Origin of the sequence: Nitrosomonas communis (assembly GCF_024102715.1) — a bacterium.
Lineage (GTDB): Bacteria > Pseudomonadota > Gammaproteobacteria > Burkholderiales > Nitrosomonadaceae > Nitrosomonas > Nitrosomonas communis_B.
Map to the genome: position 1 here is coordinate 1 of NZ_JAGFJM010000032.1, position 17348 is coordinate 17348.

12 protein-coding genes are annotated in these 17348 nt (G+C 47.8%); 3 read left to right on the plus strand and 9 right to left on the minus strand.

All coding sequences use genetic code 11. The features are described from left to right. Positions 1-215: hypothetical protein (locus tag J5I83_RS03145; RefSeq protein ID WP_304053223.1), on the plus strand; the 215-nt coding region annotated here is incomplete at its 5' end. 54 nt (positions 216-269) lie between these two features. Here J5I83_RS03145 and J5I83_RS03150 read toward each other — a convergent pair. The 7 genes from J5I83_RS03150 to J5I83_RS03180 all read right to left on the minus strand — a co-directional run bounded on the left by J5I83_RS03150 (position 270) and on the right by J5I83_RS03180 (position 9482). Continuing rightward, the gene (locus J5I83_RS03150) at positions 270-974 is read right to left on the minus strand and encodes a class I SAM-dependent methyltransferase (RefSeq protein WP_304053225.1); all 705 of its coding nucleotides are present in this window, start codon (positions 972-974) and stop codon (positions 270-272) included. A gap of 176 nt (positions 975-1150) precedes the next feature. Further along, positions 1151-2071 carry a DUF5996 family protein gene (locus J5I83_RS03155; protein WP_304053227.1) on the minus strand — a complete coding sequence of 307 codons (921 nt, stop codon included), beginning with the start codon at positions 2069-2071 and terminating at the stop codon, positions 1151-1153. 192 nt (positions 2072-2263) lie between these two features. After that, on the minus strand, positions 2264-5398 hold the full coding sequence (locus J5I83_RS03160) for a CusA/CzcA family heavy metal efflux RND transporter (protein ID WP_304053242.1): 3135 nt from the start codon (positions 5396-5398) through the stop codon (positions 2264-2266). Between the two features lies 1 nt (position 5399). Continuing rightward, positions 5400-7016 (minus strand): efflux RND transporter periplasmic adaptor subunit, encoded by a 1617-nt coding sequence (locus J5I83_RS03165; protein WP_304053229.1) that lies wholly within the window; start codon positions 7014-7016, stop codon positions 5400-5402. 29 nt (positions 7017-7045) lie between these two features. After that, positions 7046-8416, minus strand: a complete 1371-nt coding sequence (locus tag J5I83_RS03170; RefSeq protein WP_304053231.1) for a TolC family protein — start codon at positions 8414-8416, stop codon at positions 7046-7048. Positions 8417-8602: 186 nt separating this feature from the next. Then, positions 8603-8932 carry a hypothetical protein gene (locus tag J5I83_RS03175; RefSeq protein ID WP_304053233.1) on the minus strand — a complete coding sequence of 110 codons (330 nt, stop codon included), beginning with the start codon at positions 8930-8932 and terminating at the stop codon, positions 8603-8605. 196 nt (positions 8933-9128) lie between these two features. Beyond that, a complete protein-coding gene (locus tag J5I83_RS03180; RefSeq protein ID WP_304053234.1) occupies positions 9129-9482 on the minus strand; it encodes a hypothetical protein in 354 nt (117 codons plus the stop codon). Positions 9483-9624: 142 nt separating this feature from the next. Here J5I83_RS03180 and J5I83_RS03185 point away from each other — a divergent pair, with 142 nt between their 5' ends. After that, positions 9625-10770 (plus strand): NnrS family protein, encoded by a 1146-nt coding sequence (locus tag J5I83_RS03185; protein WP_304053235.1) that lies wholly within the window; start codon positions 9625-9627, stop codon positions 10768-10770. Between the two features lie 159 nt (positions 10771-10929). On the opposite strand, the gene J5I83_RS03190 is transcribed toward J5I83_RS03185, so the two are convergent. After that, positions 10930-14643 (minus strand): PKD domain-containing protein, encoded by a 3714-nt coding sequence (locus J5I83_RS03190; RefSeq protein ID WP_304053236.1) that lies wholly within the window; start codon positions 14641-14643, stop codon positions 10930-10932. A gap of 828 nt (positions 14644-15471) precedes the next feature. Further along, on the minus strand, positions 15472-15993 hold the full coding sequence (locus tag J5I83_RS03195) for a hypothetical protein (protein WP_304053238.1): 522 nt from the start codon (positions 15991-15993) through the stop codon (positions 15472-15474). Between the two features lie 123 nt (positions 15994-16116). Here J5I83_RS03195 and J5I83_RS03200 point away from each other — a divergent pair, with 123 nt between their 5' ends. Continuing rightward, positions 16117-17250 (plus strand): pentapeptide repeat-containing protein, encoded by a 1134-nt coding sequence (locus tag J5I83_RS03200; protein ID WP_304053240.1) that lies wholly within the window; start codon positions 16117-16119, stop codon positions 17248-17250. The last annotated feature ends 98 nt before the right edge of the window (positions 17251-17348 follow it).

A 17348-nucleotide genomic window follows, 5' to 3' on the forward strand; every position in this document is an offset into this window, starting at 1 on the left:
CCTGGCACAGTCTTGATATCACTCCAATGTGTGCTCATGCTCTTCCTCCTTTTCGGAATTCCTTCAGGCTACAGGCAATTATCAAGAATTGTGAAATTGAGATCGCCCCCTATTCGACCCCTGCCAACAGTCAAATCAAAAGTTACTCTTCCTTGAAGAAAATTAAAATAAGCAAAGACCTTAATTTAATCTCAGATAATTCACTAAAAAAGTAAAAACAACAGGAAATTTTGCAAATTGCTGGCGTCATTTAAAAAGCCAGCAATGATTTAGATAACGCGATGAAAAGCTGAAAAACAGTTTGCTGCAGATGGAAACAAGAGATTTCTCTTTGGTTTGCCAGCGCGGTATAAAGCAATAGTGCCAAGCAGGGTGCGATAACAAGCCGTCTCCTCTACCGGATGAAATCCGGCAGCCGCTGTAAATACCGGTAAGAGGCCCAGAACATGATCGTGCACCTCTTCAAACCAACGCACGATCCAAGAAATCAGCCACATGGCTGAATCATGCGGTTTGCCAAAATCTACCACATGCAACTCGCCACCAGACTTGAGGACGCGGAATGCTTCCCGGAGCGCCTGCTGTTTGTCCTCTCTTGTCAGGTGATGCAACAGCAGACTGGCAAAAACACAATCGAAGCTTTCGTCCGCATAAGGCAGGCAAGTCGCCGTACCCTGCTGCAGGATGATGGCTTCTCCCGTCCGCTCTACCTTCCTGCGTGCGATGTCCAATACCTGGAGATCCACATCGAGTCCGTATACGCTGGCATTCGGCTGGGTTTGCTTAATCAGCAGGGTGAGCGTACCCGTACCGCAACCCATATCCAGCACGACTTGGCCGGACTGGATGTGCGCTTGCGCGATCAAGGCAATCTTTAATGCCTCTTCGTGAAAAAAGTACCGCATCATCGGATCGTACCAGCGCGTCAACCAGTGGAAATGAAACGCCGGGATATAACGAGGAGTTTTCTTCATGATGAGCAACTTCTCTCCTGCGGCAAAATTGTTTTACAGCAACGATTAATACCCAAATAACCAAATTATTGTTTTCCCGATTACTTCATCCTGACACATAGGGGGTGATTCAGATTCCATTTTTAATCGCAGCATTATTCGAGCAGGTCATGTGTATTCAGAAAGTCAATCAAATCTCAAATGGGCTTGCTACTGACAATCCATTCCGGATCCCATCCGGCAAGCTTGGCAAATGCCTGGTAATTCGATTCAAAAAACATAAGCAAATCTCCGTCAGGATCTTTTGATTTACGCAAATCATCATAATCCAGAATAAATTCGTTTATTACAGAAATCCATTTAGCTGCAGCCGGCTTAATGATTGCCCGTTCTAATTCATCGGGTTTGGGATATGCAAATGCAAAAAAAGATGGGGTGGGATATTTTTCATTGCTGGCAGAGAAACCTACCTCAAATTGCGCATCATCCATTGCATTACGGGAAATAAAATCCGATGGCATATTTGCGGTGGGCAAGTGAACACCCTTGTAGCGCGCATCGCGTAAATCCAGTGTTCCCCAAAATAAACCTATTCGTGGCGTGATACCGTAAAACTTGGCGTGAAATTTGAGAAGAACACGATACGTGCTCAACATGATTCTCCACCACGCATTGATTACTTTTTCATCATAAATACGCAGTGCTGTATCTTGATCAAAAGGGATTGGATCAGACACTTCCTGCGGTTTATGATTAATTTTGATAGTGATGCCCATATTTTCCAGGTGTTGGAATATTTGGCGGGTTAGATGTGCTATTGACATGGAGCCAAGTTTCAGCGTACTTGTTCCTCCCCAGCTTGATGTGAAAACAATGATATGGTCAATACAATCGATTTCCACAGAAAATGTGCCTGAATCATACGGAATTATTCCGGTAGTTACGCCACGGCTTGTCAACGGCATTGCCAAATTAGCCCAATGCGGCTCAAAAGGTTGAGTTAACATTAATTTCCCAATCGCTTGCACGCACATATGGAATAAGTGCGATGTTGGCATAAATTCTTCCGCGGAGAATGCTGGCCATGGATCATAATTCAAAGCAGTGAGGTTTGACATAGATGACTCCTTGCACAGATAACGCCTAAGAAGTTCAACCCAAAACATCCGCCGAAGTTATTGATAGCTATCGCTACTTCTTAAGTGTAGGAAATATAAGCAATCTTTTTATTAGACTATACGTAAAGCCGAATGTTTAGTCAAACCTGTTGCTAATAGCCTGCTACTAACAGGGTTATTCAGCCGATATCCCTACTTCGATTCAAGCGTGCGCCGCAGCGGAATTTCCTTCACCAGCACATAGACCGCAGGAAAAATAATCAGCGTCAGCACTGTGGCTGAAATCATGCCACCGACCATCGGGGCTGCGATGCGTCGCGTGACCTCAGAGCCGGTCCCCGTACTCAGCATGACCGGCAACAATCCCAGGATGCTGCCTGCAATGGTCATCATGACAGCGCGTATGCGGATTATCGCGCCCTCCGCCACCGCAGCGTACAAATCTTCAACCGTGACCTTTTCACCAGCGGCATGACGTTTTGCTGCAATCGATTCGAATGCCTGATCGAGGAAGGTCAGCATCACCATGCCGGTTTCCGCCGCGATCCCGACCAAGCCGATGAATCCGACGGCCACTGCAATACTCATGTTATAGTCAAGCCAATACATCAGCCAGATGCCTCCGACCAGGGAAAAAGGCACTGATAGCATCACGATCAAGGTTTCGGTCAGGCGGTTGAAATTCAAATAGATCAGCACAAATACAATAAGCAGCGTAAGCGGCACTACTATTTTCAATTTGTCGGTGGCGCGTTGCATATACTCAAACTGACCACTCCAGGTCGCATAGTACCCCGATGGAAATTGCACTTGCTGCCGCACTGCCTGTTGCGCATCCGTAATATAGCCGCCAATGTCGCGCTCACGCACATCGACAAAAATATAAGCGGACAACAGCGCATTCTCGGTGCGGATGCTTGGCGGTCCTTTGACCAGTTTGATCTGGGCAAGCTGACCAAGGGGGATCATTGTTCCCATAGCGGGTACCAGTACTTGCGTGGCAATCGCTTGCGGGTCGCTGCGCAGTTCGCGCGGATAACGTACGGTCACACCATAGCGCTCGCGCCCTTCCACGGTAGTGGTAATCGTCTCACCACCGAGTGCAGTGGTAATCACTTCCAGCACATCGCCGACAGCCAGGCCGTAACGAGCAAGCGCAATCCTATTAGGCTCAATATCGAGGTAATAACCGCCCGTGGTGCGTTCCGCATAGACACTGGTGGTGCCGGGTACTGTTTTGACGGCCATTTCGATCTGCTTGCCGACTTTTTCCAATTCATCCAAATCGTTGCCGAATACCTTGATACCAACCGGTGTACGGATGCCGGTTGCCAGCATGTCAGTGCGGTTCTTGATCGGCATGGTCCAGGCATTGACAACACCAGGTATTTGCAGTGCCTGATCCAGTTCTGCAATCAGCTGATCGATAGTCATGCCGGGACGCCATTCGTTTTCCGGTTTCAGATTAATGATCGTCTCGGTCATTTCCAGCGGCGCTGGATCAGTCGCCGTATTGGCGCGCCCGGCTTTGCCAAATACCGAAACCACTTCCGGAAAACTTTTAATGATTTTATTCTGAGTCTGCATGATTTCCGCTGCTTTGGTGACAGAGATCGCCGGCAGTGTCACAGGCATATACAGCAATGTGCCCTCATTTAAGGGTGGCATGAATTCGGTGCCGAGCCTGAGCGCCGGATAAATAGTCAACCCCAAGATGGCAAGCATTACAACCAGAATGCTTTTCTTCCATTGAATAATCCAGGGAATGACAGGCCGATACAGTCGGATCAGGATGCGGCCGAGCGGATTATCCCGTTCGCGCGGAATACGACCACGAATCAGCAACAGCATGAGCGCTGGCACCAGGGTAATCGAAAGCAGTGCAGCACCCCCCATGGCAAATGTCTTGGTAAAGGCAAGCGGCTGAAACATGCGTCCTTCCTGCGCTTCGAGTGTAAATATCGGCAGAAATGAGACCGTAATGATCAACAGGCTGAAAAACAACGCTGGGCCGACTTCCCGGCATGCTGCAATAATGGCATCCCTGCGCGCCGATGCGGGAACATGCGCATCAAGGCGCGCAAGGTGTTTATGCGCATTCTCCATCATGACGATGGCTGCGTCGGTCATCTCGGCGATAGCCAGTGCGATGCCCGCCAGACTCATGATATTGGAATTGATGCCGAGATGAAACATGACAATAAATGCGATGAGCACGCCGATCGGCAGCATGATGATCGCGACCAGCGCGCTGCGCACATGCATGAGGAAGACTGCGCACACCAGCGCTACGATGATAATCTGCTCGATCAATACTTCGTTCAGCGTTGCCATGGCATGCTCAATCAACTCGGAGCGGTTGTAAACCGATCGAATCTCAACGCCTTGCGGCAAGCCAGGTTTGAGCTCATCGATTTTCGCTTCGATAGCATGAATGACATCGAGCGCATTCTCACCATAGCGCGCGATGGCGATTCCTGAGACGGCTTCACCTTCACCATTGAGCTCAGTGATCCCCCGGCGTTCATCGGGCACCAGCTCTACCCGGGCAACATCGCGCAGCAATACCGGCATGCCCTCATGTGCCTTCACCACTAGCTTCTCAAGGTCGCTGATGCTGCGCAGATAACCTTTACCGCGCACCATGTATTCGGTTTCCGCAAGCTCGATCACACGTCCACCCACATCGCGATTACTCTGCGCGACCACATCGATCACTGTTTTGAGAGAAATGCCATAAGCTTGCAGACGCCGGGGATCGACCGTGATCTGATAGGTTTTCTGGAACCCACCCACGCTGGCGACTTCCGACACACCCTCTGCTGCAGCCAACTGGTAGCGCAGAAACCAGTCCTGGATGCTGCGCAGCTCATCCAGTGTCCGATCTCTGGCAGTAACAGCGTACTGATAAACCCAGCCTACGCCGGTTGCATCCGGACCGAGCGCAGGTTTGACACTTCCTGGCAATTTATTAGCGGCAAAGCTCAGGTACTCCAGTACGCGCGAGCGTGCCCAATAAATATCAGTGCCATCCTCAAAAATGACATAGACAAACGATACACCAAAAGCTGATAGTCCACGCACCACTTTTGATTTAGGCACACTCAGCATGGCGGTGGTCAAGGGATAAGTCACCTGGTCCTCAACCACCTGCGGCGCCTGACCGGGATATTCAGTATAGATAATCACCTGAACATCGGATAAATCAGGGATCGCATCAACCGGGGTTTTCCATACCGCATAGACGCCCCACGCAACGATAGAAAGTGTTGCCAGCAATACCAGGAAAACGTGCCGCACCGACCATTCGATAATATTGCCAACCATTTCAGCGCGCTCGCAGTGTATTTTTGTGACCATTGACAGCAGGAGCAGCATCGATTGGATGAATGTGTACGATGACATACTCACCAGCTGATTCCTCGATCATTTCAAAAACAACTTTCTGACCGGGCTTCAACGAGCGCAGCAATGCCGGATCAGCAACCCGGAAATCCATCAGCATGGCAGGCCAATTAAGACTGGCGATCGGCCCATGCGCAAGCGTAATGGCGGCATGCACAAAATCAATCGCTTCTATGCTGCCTTCACCCAGATGCGCCGCTGATGGCAATCTCTCGCTCAAAGCACTCGGTTGGACGCGTGATTCTTCACCCGGTGCCGCAGGGTGTCTTCCGTGACCAACACTGTCAAAGCTACTCAGGGCCGCCTTGAGATTACTTTCTGCGTCGATCAGGAAATTTGCCTTGACCACCACAGCCTCCCCTACTTCCAGCCCCCCTAATACCTCCGCATAGCCATCGGCATGCATGCCAAGTTTTACCGTGCGCGGCTCATAACGGCCTTCTCCGAGATCTACCAGCACCAGCCGCCGTGTGCCGGTATCGAGCACTGCTGAATCAGGAACAGTGAGCACCTTGTCTTTACTATGAAAAGAAGCAAACTCCACGTGCGCATACATGGCAGGCTTAAGCAATCCGTTATCATTGGGCAGCTCGATGCGGACGATGGCAGTGCGTGTTTCGGGTGTCACTTTAGGATAGATAAACGCGACCTCGCCACTAAATACCTTGTCCGGATACGCATCAACCCTGATGGTCGCCTTCTGGCCAGGATGAATCAGTCCCAAATCCTGCTCAAATACATCGGCCAGCACCCACACGCGGGATAAATCAGCAATCTGATAAAGCACTTCTCCTGGCTCAAAACGCTTCCCTTCCACGGCGAGTTTCTCTAGCACCACACCCTTGGCCAAGGAGCGCAGTGTGATATGCTGCTTAGCCGTGCCCTCACGCTGCAAACGCTGCAATTCAATATCCGAGATATCCCAGTTGCGCAATCGCTGCAATGCGCTCTCGACCAGTCTTTGCATATCAGCCCTGGCATCCTGGTTTCCCCTGGCCACCATCTGCATGCCTTTCATTGCGATCAGATATTCATGTTGCGCCGCGATCAGATTGGGACTGTAGACATCCATCAGCGCATCACCTTTTTTGACCGTCTGACCCGGGGCATTGACATAAAGCCGTTGTATCCAGCCTTCAAACTTAGGTGTTACCGTGTAGAGCAAACGCTCATTCGCCTGAATCGTTGCGACCGCCCTGACGGTGCGGATAAGCTCACGCAATGCTGCCGTTTCGGTGCGCACTCCCAGCTTCTGGATTTTTTCGGTACTGATTTTGATTACAGTACTATCGGCTGGTGGTTCTTCCCCCTCGTAAACCGGCAGGTAATCCATTCTCATCGGATCTTTCTTGGGCACGGGAGAGGTATCCGGCAACCCCATCGGGTTGCGATAGTAAAGAATCTTGCCTTTGGGAGTAGTCGTTATAGATGAATCAGCTACTATAATCTCAGATTGAATGCTACCCCACCAATACCCTGCTGCCAACGCAGCGATGATCAATGCAACGGCTATGATCAATTTTATGATAGCTGAGCTCATGCAAAACCTCGTTCTTATGGCTGAGTCAATTAATAAGACAACTTGCCGGTGAGCCAATCAATTTCCGCAAGCGCCTTGTTGTGATTGGCTATCGCTGTCGCCAGACTGATTTCGTAATTGAACACTGTCATCTGGCTATCAAGCAAGGTCAGAAAATCAACCCGGTTGACTTTATAGGCCGCCAGGGCGGATTCAACCGTCAGTCTGGCCTGCGGCAGAATGGTCGTTTGATATAACCGGGCCGATTTGAGATTTTGCTCAGCTGTTACCACCTGCTGACGCAGCTTTGCTGCAATCTCGTTACTTTGCACTTGATACAGATCCAATGCCTGATAATGCATCGCTTGCGATTCCGCAATACGCGGCTCGATTTTGCTGCTGCGCCATACTGGCAGGTTAATGGCTACCGTCAGCGAAACCATATCGGGACGCTGTGTGTTATCCAGCATCCTGTCACGCTGTCCATACGATAAGCGCACATCAAAATCGGGCAGGTATTCTTTCTGCGCCAGATCCACTGTTTTCTTGTTACGTGCCGCAAGGCTTTGCAGTGCCAGTAACTGTGGACGCTGTGCCAGGGCGAGTTCCCGCAACGATTCCAGATTCAAGGAGACTTCCTGTATCTGCAAGGGCTCAGGTAACAAAGCCACCACCTGAGTGTGACGCCCGAGCGCACGGGTGAGCTCCGCTTCCACCATGGGTTGCTCCCGTTCAAGTCTGAACAATTCATCCTGCATCTTGGATACCTGCGTCTGCGCCTTGAATGCATCGGCCTGAGTTCCCATTCCCACCTCGTAGTGATCAACAGCCAAGTGAGTAAAATTTTCCAGAATTAGCTTGTTTTTCTCGACCAGCCTAGTCATTTCCAGAGTAAGTGCCAGGTCGAGATACGCAATCTTGAGATCGCGCACGACACGGTTGACGGTTTCCTGATAGCCATACTCACTCGCTTCCGCCTCCTTGCTGGCGACCTCCTTGCGTAAAGTACGCTTTCCAGGAAAGGGAAAACGCTGAGACAGACCAATCATTTTCATGGTCATATCATCACGATTGAATGGTGATGACGCTAAGGGGACATTGATCACCCCTGCTTCCAGCATAGGATCCTCCAGCGCTTCTGCGGGAAAGATTCTCTGCTCAGCCGCTTCGCGTTCGCGCAGAGCAGCCTGAATTTCCGGATTGTTCTGCAAAGCTTCTGTGATCAGGTTGGCCAGAGGTGTACTCTGTCCGATTGCGGCTGTGAACAGATTCTGCTGAAATGTCGGCTGATGGGCGGGGTCCCCAACATCTGCTTGCAAATCAGACAAATTCATCATTCCTGCTAAAAGCCATAGCATGATGAGGCCGCTTCTCATCACTGCCAGCACATTTTTAGCACCTTCCAGCAATGGAGTAATCATTCTGCTCTCCCTAACATTTCAATAGACCAATGACACATGGTGATCTTGCCTATCGAGTGCGCACCGACGTAAGCATCGGCAAAGTAACTGTCACGCAACTTTTCATGGATTTTGCTTCTGACGAAGAAAGGCAAAACAGACTTGAAAAACAATTAAAAGTCTCTTTCCAATCGAATAAAACTTTGCTCACACCGACAGGCGTACAGCAATCCTATCGATCGGAGAGGAGGGAGTAGGAATAAAAAAACGCAAGAAAAGCAGATAGAAAGGGGGCCCGATCGCGGGCATGAATACCGCATCGGAAGGACAGGATGAGCAATTGATAAATAAACCTGTCACAAACATTATCGCTGGCAAATCCACGATAACGTCAAACAGTGTGATCTCGCCAGCAAGCTTGGGTTTGCTTATGGAATATTCACAATTGGCCAGACAAACTCGTTCTTTAGGTGAAGCAGGTTCAGCACAAGATCCTTCCATCGCTTCCATGCTCTGCAGCGCTGGCAGGTAAGGCATTACCAGGCATCCCGTCAACATAATCTTTGCCTGCACCACTATAAGCGAAACGAGCAATACCCCACTTATCGCCCGTTTCGAATAACGAAAAGAAAGCAGGTTATAGTATGTACAAAAAATAGAATGCTTCATGCCAAAAAGCAAACTCTTAATACAGCATTCCAGAATCGAATCTTGCTGCTTTATTAATCAATCACTACTTGATATCTGCAGCCATTTTACGATGAGAATCAGCCATATCCCTATTTGCTTTTGCAGCTTGCTCATAAAAATGGATCAAGGCTTGGCACATCGCTTCCATATCTAGGCCACGTCTACCATAATACTGACTTTGCACCTCATATTGGGCAAGCATCTTCTTATGCTCTTCTAATTTTAACTGCATCTCTTTTGCAGTCGCATCATAATGCTTGGCTAGCGCCTCATGATCAGCGGAAGTTTTAGCATTCTGGATAGCTTGCGTCATATCCATTGGGTGAGGATGCATCTGAGCACAGGAAGTCAATAAGCCAAGACCAATTAAAGCTACAGAAATTATCCATACTTTCATGATATTGTTCTCTAATGATAAATTAATAAATCAAGAGTTAAGGTTTCTGCTACAGCTTTACGATTACCATCACTACAATCTACTATTTAGACCTTTTTTGCCAGTAACGCAACTTAATTCCAGTGAATTGTAACAAGGAAAAGTGAGACCAGTTTTTTTAAAGTGGCTCCCTGCAAAAACCAAAGCCCACGCCCATCAATGGTTCTTCATGGCAGCCAGTGTGTATGCTGTGCTGATGGTGCCATTGGCCATGCTGGCTAGGCATGGCTATGGGCCAGCAGCACTGGCTGCACCAACCAGCCATGCTTTTGAAATGCTGTTCGGCTTCGCCCTGGCTTTAATCGCCGGTTATCTGCTGGGACCGATGCCTAGACAACGATTAGCTTTATTCCTGTTTTTTTGGCTGCTGGCGCGAATAATGGGATTGATCGATCCTGCCAATTGGCTGACCGTGGTCACTAATGCTGCCTTTGTCATGCTGCTGGCCTGGCATTTACTCCCGCGTCTGTGGGTAGCGAAGAAATGGCGTAACCGAATGCTGATACCATTGCTCGGCCTGATTTGCGCGCTTACCATCGTCATCGCCTGGCTTGGCCAGCTTGACTACCGCGAGATACATCGTTATTTGCTGGATGAGAGCGTGCAGTTATTTGCTTTGCTGATGCTTTTTATGGGAGGCCGCATGCTGGCACCCGCAGTAGCTGGTGAGTTTTACCGTCAAGGCATGGAACTTGAAGCAAGAGTTCAACCAAACATCGAAGCAGGATTGATTGTAATGATCGCGGCCGCTTTCGTGCTTGCTTCGATTGTCCCTTCCTTATCAGGTATTTTGCTGATCATGAGTGGAATTCTGGCAGGCACTCGGTTGCTTCGCTGGCAATTATGGCATTGTCTAGCGCGGCCTGATCTGATTTGTCTCGGCCTGGGCTATGGCTGGCTAGCACTTGGGTTAATGCTGCTGGGCTGGGTAAAGCTGAGTGGAGGCGATTATTTCAGTACGGCGGTTCATGCAATTACGGTTGGTGCATTAGGCACGCTCGCCGCCAATGTCATGGTGCGCGTAACACTACTGCATGTGAAACAATATCCATCACGAATACCGCAGATCGTCGCCATGAGCGGCATCATGACCATTGCCACCATCACACGCATTGGTGCGGATTTCAGTGATTACCGAGAAATATTATTAGCTATCGCTGCAGTAGCCTGGAGCACGAGTTTTCTGCTTGTCCTATTTGTTTTACTGGATTGCCAAGCGAACGCCCCGCTTCGCAAGACTGCTTCTTGAAGGTGGCCAGACTACAGTGCAATCACTGGTATAGGCAGGTTCAGCAGTCAATGCCAGTGTTTGTTTGCATGAATTGGTGGAATTCAATTATCTCAACTTGTTCTTTGATACCCCCGTTTCTTGCGCAAGTTCTGCGCCTGAGCCGGGGGTATTATTTTGTTACTGTTGATAGGTCACGATCAATCTCGGATGACGACTGGCATTGCTATTATCAGCCGAGAAGAAACCGACAATATCAGTTTCCTGATCGTCGTTATCGTCTAATGAGAAGTACATTCTCAGCTGTGTGCGGCCCGCTTTGTTTACGTGCTTGAGGGCAGCGTTCAAATCAACTTTATACAGCGCACTGTGGCCACCTTGATACGGGATCTCGGCGACTTTGACTCCGTCTGCAGGCGCCTGGAAGTCACTGCTTTCGAGCGCATTGTTATCACTGAACCCACCGGTTTTGATATCAACATAGGCAGTGCCATGCGTATCAAAGGGGTTTTGTCCAGTGATGGCGCCTCGCGTCAATTCTAGTCTTACTGCGGTGATGACCGCATTGTCCGGAATTGATGACGTATCGAACGAAAGAATCGACTTATATTGCTGGTCTTGCTGATGATCTCCCATACGAATGGCCTGACCAGCATTACCAGTGGCGCTGATAAAACCACCAACATTGGCGTTCTCATTTTGCTCACGAATCAGGCCGTCTTCCCCGGCAATGGAGACAAAGACTGCTTCCACCGGCGGGTTGGTCCCGGCAGTCACCGCAACACTCCGCGAAACGGTATTGGTAGCACCATCATCATCAGTCACAGTGAGGCTTACGCTATAATTGCCGGCCGTGGTGTAGGTATGGCTGGGGCTCTGCTGGGTAGCGCTGACGCCATTACCAAAGTCCCAGTTCCAACCAGTAATGGAACCATCGCTATCTGAGCTTCCATCGGTGAAGTTGCACACCAAACCAGCACACACCTCATTAAACGCGGCAACAGGGGGATTGTTGGTTGGAACGCCACCGCCACCCCCTCCTCCAGCGGCTTGCGATACTTCCCAGGAGAGCGTATTCGACCAGTTATAAAAACTGCCTGTTGCCCTAATGCCTGCTATGCGAGCCCGAAGCTCTCCTTGAGGCGAGATATATTTGGATGCCCCGGCGTCGATAACCTTGGATACAGGAAGATCATCTTGATTGCCTACAGTAGCAGTATTAACAAGCTCCCAGACCTGATCCTGGAAATTGTAGACATAAAAGGTTTGATTTATACCAGCCTGGCTGTAATGACCACTATGAGTCACTTTGATCTGCGTGACGAGACTCGGGGATTCCGAAATCGTAGTTGACGCATACCAGTCGGTTACCTGTCCACCTGATGATGCTGCGGACAGAATGTCATAGGTGTCACTATCTGCCTGTTTAAAGCTTTCCATCGTGCCCCAGTCATAAGTACCTGTGGTAACAGTCACATTTTTGGGGTAATAGATCACAGGGGCAGTAGGCATTGGGTTCGGCGATGGCGAAGTGCTGACAGTAACATTCTGCGAGCTAGTAGCGTTAGCGCCATTGTTATCAATAACAGTAAGGGTTACTAAATAAGTACCGGCAGCAGCATAGCTATGACTGGGGCTCTGTTGTGGAGAACTGGCGCCGTCGCCAAAGTCCCAGTTCCAGCTGGCAATGGAACCATCACCATCCGAGCTTCCATCGGTAAAGTTGCATGCCAGACCGGTGCACCCCATGCTAAACGCGGCCACAGGAGGAATATTAGTTGGCGTTCCGCCACCACCTCCATCACCATAAGTAACAACGACCAGTGCATATTGGCTTAGCGCTACATTAAAGCTGACCTCCTGGTTTGATGTTGTATGATCCAAGGAATTCATTGCAGGTGTATTGGGTAAGTCTGGCGACGTCAATGCCACGCCGGTTACTTGCTTACCATCCGGAATCTTGAGATTTACCGAAAAAGTAGTTGGCGCTACTGCAAAAGAGCCATCAGCAGCAATAAAATTCACAAATTGCAGAATCGTCTGATTGCCAAGCTGAGACAACTCGAAATGAACACGGCGGTCAGCATTGGTTGTCAAGGGAATACTGGTTGCCTGAATGGCGCCCGATAATTTCTGAAGCGCTGATGCATCGTTGGAAACAAAATAGTTTTTGCCCAATGTTGCGGAATAGAAAAGTACGCTACCCGCGCCAAACGTGTTTTGCTTCTCGGCAGGAAGCGGGCCGCCCTTGCTAAATCCCAACAGATCAGCCAGTGCGTATTCAGCACGCGCCGTCCCATACTGATCCAGGCCGGTGGGATTGGCACCCGTGATAATCAGCTTGCCGCCGTTTTGGACATATTGCCGCAGGATAGCCGCTTCGCTATCAGAAATCGCTTGAACACCCGGCAAGATCACTGTCTCATAAGGCAATAATTCTGCTGAATCAGCTGGATTGACGACACTTTCAAAAGGAATATGTTGATGCACCAGCATTTTGACCACACCGCGGAATTCGGCCAGATACTGCCGCTCATATGCGCTGTCAATCGGGTCTGCGGCCCACCAGAGTGAATCGCCACCATCTTGCCAGGTAGCAAACATGCCTAGCCCCTGAAACTGATCCACATAGTCCCGGCTGGGGGGCGAATAAAGAACTGCGACCCGCGCGGCGGTTTGTGCCTCAAACAAATAGGGCGTGTTCACTCGAGTCCAGTCGAACATGCGAGTTCGAAAATCGGCGCCCACTGTCGTTGTCATCTCTGGTATCTGTAATTCATAAGGATTATTCCCGGTTGACAACGCTTGAGCCATCACCAGTTCTGCATCATCGACCTGCTTGCCATAGCTAAATACCCACGACGGCTTCTTCCCTGAAGCGGCACGGGTAAATTTGTATGCTGAAATAAAAGAGATCCAATCATCCTCCAACGCGCTACGCATGCCGACATTGTTACTCATCGTGTCCACTTCCCAAACATGTGTCAGCCCTTCTATATGTTTCAGGTAACTGCCGTCCAGACCATATATTGTCGCGCCGTTATAGTCGGTAGGAAGCGTTTCAGCAAAAATAGGAAACTCAGGGTTTACCGAACGGGCCGCTGCTGTGACATCGCGCAGGAATCGAGCAAGCTCCTCATGGCGCCATGCAATCCAGCGGCGCCAGGCTGGATCGTTCCAATCCTCAGCCACTGGTATGGTAAAACCCGTATCTGCTTCGAACTTGGCCACGGCATCGAGATTGAAATCGCTCCACTTAGTCGGGCCAAAATCGGCGTATATGGGAACATCAACCCAGAGTCCATCGATGCCGGTTGCAGCGATCTTGCGCACACGCTCGAAGAAATAGCTTCGATAGCCGGGTGAACTAGGCGACATCCATGCGCTTTCATCGTTCGGAGCAACCCAAAAAACCTGACCGGTGCCACCGTAGAAAACATTCGGTGTACCACCCAAACCGATTTGCACCCAATCAGAATGTTCCTTGGCCATCGTTTGCTGGATATTTTTGCCGTTGACTGTAATCACCTCCAAGCTTGGGTAATACCAGACTACCTTCAAACCCCGCGCATGCGCTGCAGTCGCGAAGCTGCGCATAAGAGCAAGCTCCTGCTCGAATTGGGCATCGGTCAAATAGTTTGAAAGCTCGGAATCGGCCTCGATAACAGTGACTTTCTGAGCCACCATATTCGAGATCACCTGGTCCATCTCTTGTGTTGTCATTCCTACGAATAGCGCGGCACCACCAAGCCTGGCCGTTTTAGCCCAGCTGCTAAACGCGGCTGGTTCTGCTGCCAGAGCAGTATTAGTCAGGTTGAACAGATTTATTTTTAGGGGGGGGAATATCGCTGACAAAGTGAAGATAAAAAAAACTGTCAGCCATCTCAGACTCATGCGCCTTTTTTTTCCAACATGCATTTCAAGCTCCAGTAGTAATAAAATAATTATTTAATAAAAACCCTACCCATAAGACCTCTGTCCATCCTGTCATTTATTAACGTGCTATCCATTGTGGGTTAGCGCGCTTTGACTGCATAAAAAATAGCTCCATTCACCAAATGGAGCTAAACTAGCCGGATTCTTGCGAACCTTGCCCTTGATGAACAGAAAAAACATCTGAGCCGGGAACAACAAACGCAAGCAATCCGTTAACTGTATTCTGCAGAACACTTTGCTTCACCGGCTGAGTAGAGGTTGCCCAACTTAGTCTTGGTATTTGCATCCATACTACTGCCATAGCAAGCAGATCACATTGTGGTAAAAATTCTCGACGGGAATTAGGGTAATTGGCTGTAGGAATAAAAATCTTCAATTACTCGATGTGTTACATAACTATTAGAAATATTTATATTCCCAATTTTAGTGATCTTCCTAAGCATAAAATTGAATCCTTATTTTTTATCCATTATGAGAGTTGCTTAGTCATAGCCTTCTGCTGTTTCTAAACTGCAAGAATTATTTATTGCTCATCCGCTTTCATTCCCTACTTAACATTCTTACTCCATAAAATCTAATCAACATATATTTCTCGCACAAGGGAAAACTTTATTCTGTATTTGAGATGAAAAACATGGTACTAAAGTACAGGATGGTAGGTATAGGCCGCACCGCTTCCTACGCCATTTCGAGGATGTGCGAGTTGCAGGTCGGCCCCCGGCGCACGCATAGTTGCCTGCTGTATGGCCGTTTGGGGTCTGGGATGGCTAGCCAATTCGGTACAAATTAGGGCACTCTATCCAGAGTGACAGAATTTGACTCTGCTACACCATAAGCAAACGCTGAATAGCTTCCTGTAATTTCAGCTTGTTTGCCGTTTATACAAATTTCACTTACCGGCAATTTCAAATATTCCTTGCCGAAGCTGCCTGATCTATCCAGCAGTTTGGAACGTAATGCTTTGGTAAAGGCTTCAAGCTGGTTTTGTTTGATATCAGGCAGTATTTGCTGGCGGCGATATCCAGCAACTTGAATCAATAATTCCTGTTTTCTTGCCTGCAATTTGTGAGAGCGTTCTTGTAAGGATGAGTCTAGCGGTAAATAACCTTTTTCCACCGCTTCATAAAGCCGCTCAGTGGCAATCTTGATTTCTTCCAGTTCCCTGGTGAGCTTCTTCAATCCGTTATCCTGGCTTTCCTGGGTGGCCTTGATCTGCTTTTTCATGTCTGCCAATAGCGTTTTCACCCGCTCCGGATTGAATACTTTGTCAGCCAAGGGATTGAGCACCAGCTCATCCATCTTTTCCATGGGGAAACTGCGGCTATTGCACAGCTTGTTTCCCTTGCTGATGCGGGTATTGCACCGTTTGGCAGGTGATGAACGTATGGCTATCTAATGTAAAATGCCAACTTCAAATCATTAATTAAAACAATGACTAAACTTTTTGTAAATCGTCTCGCAGTCTTTAAGAGCAGAGTATTCGTTATTTTTATTATTGGAATTAGTGAGGCATTCTTACTTTATTCCTATAACGATACTGTAATTTTGTACTTCCAAAAATATGGTAATAATATTGCATGGTTAGGGCCACTTTTAACGATGATTGTTGCTTCCCCAATTGCTTATTGTATTTGGATTTTTCGGAATGAAGATAAAAAAAGAGATCAACAACATACAGAGGAAAATATTCGTCAATCTGATTTTCATAAAATAGAAGAATGGGCAACAAGTTTTCCAATACTTAATGAGGTAAATGGAGAGAAAAAAGCGGAATTAACAATAAATAAAGAAGGCACTCTTCAAATTGCTGCTATTTATCAATTATTGCCTTATTTGAAAGGCGATTACGGCAATCGTTTTGTTCGTCCTTCTATGGAAATTTATCGTAGCCTTTTTTCATCTTGGGTGCTAACTTCTGAGGAGCAAAAAGAAATACTTCGGCAATATAGTATTGATTTAACTGCTAGTAAGAATGTAATCAAGCCTCAATATATCAATTCATTACATACAATTTTTTCCCAAGACCTCAATTTTTTTAGAACTTTTCATAAGAATGAAGTTTGTGTAAAGAGCAATTGGATACCATTAGAGAAAATTGACTTGAAATATTCTCATTTTAATAACGGAACAAATTTTCAAGGTATAAACTTGCTTGAAGCTAATTTATCATTGTCTGTATGTTTTAATACAAATTTAGAATCTACAAATTTTATTTGCTCAATTTTTTATGGTTCTGATTTTCGGGAATCTACTTTAAAGGCAACAATATTTAGAGGAGCACGCCTTTCAAATTCTGATTTTAGAGGTGCAAAATTTATTATAACAACGTTAGCTTTATCAGAGCTTTGTAGAGTAGATTTCAGAGGAGCAAATCTTGGAAGAGCATATTTTCATAATGCTAACTTAAAAAAAGCAGATTTCCGTGGAGCTAATATTAGAAATGCAAATTTTGTTAAAGAATTCCTGATTGATGAGAATACTTCGGTATCTGATAGGTTATTTAATGTAAATTTTCAAGAATCTAATCTTGAGGAAGCGGTAGGTGTCAACGTACTTTTCGCCTGAGTACATCATTTAAGCCACTTTTTTCATCGTAGTTTCTGGTTGCGCATTACCGGGATTAAGCCTGACTGTTGACTCGTGTGACCAATTTCTGGTTTCGC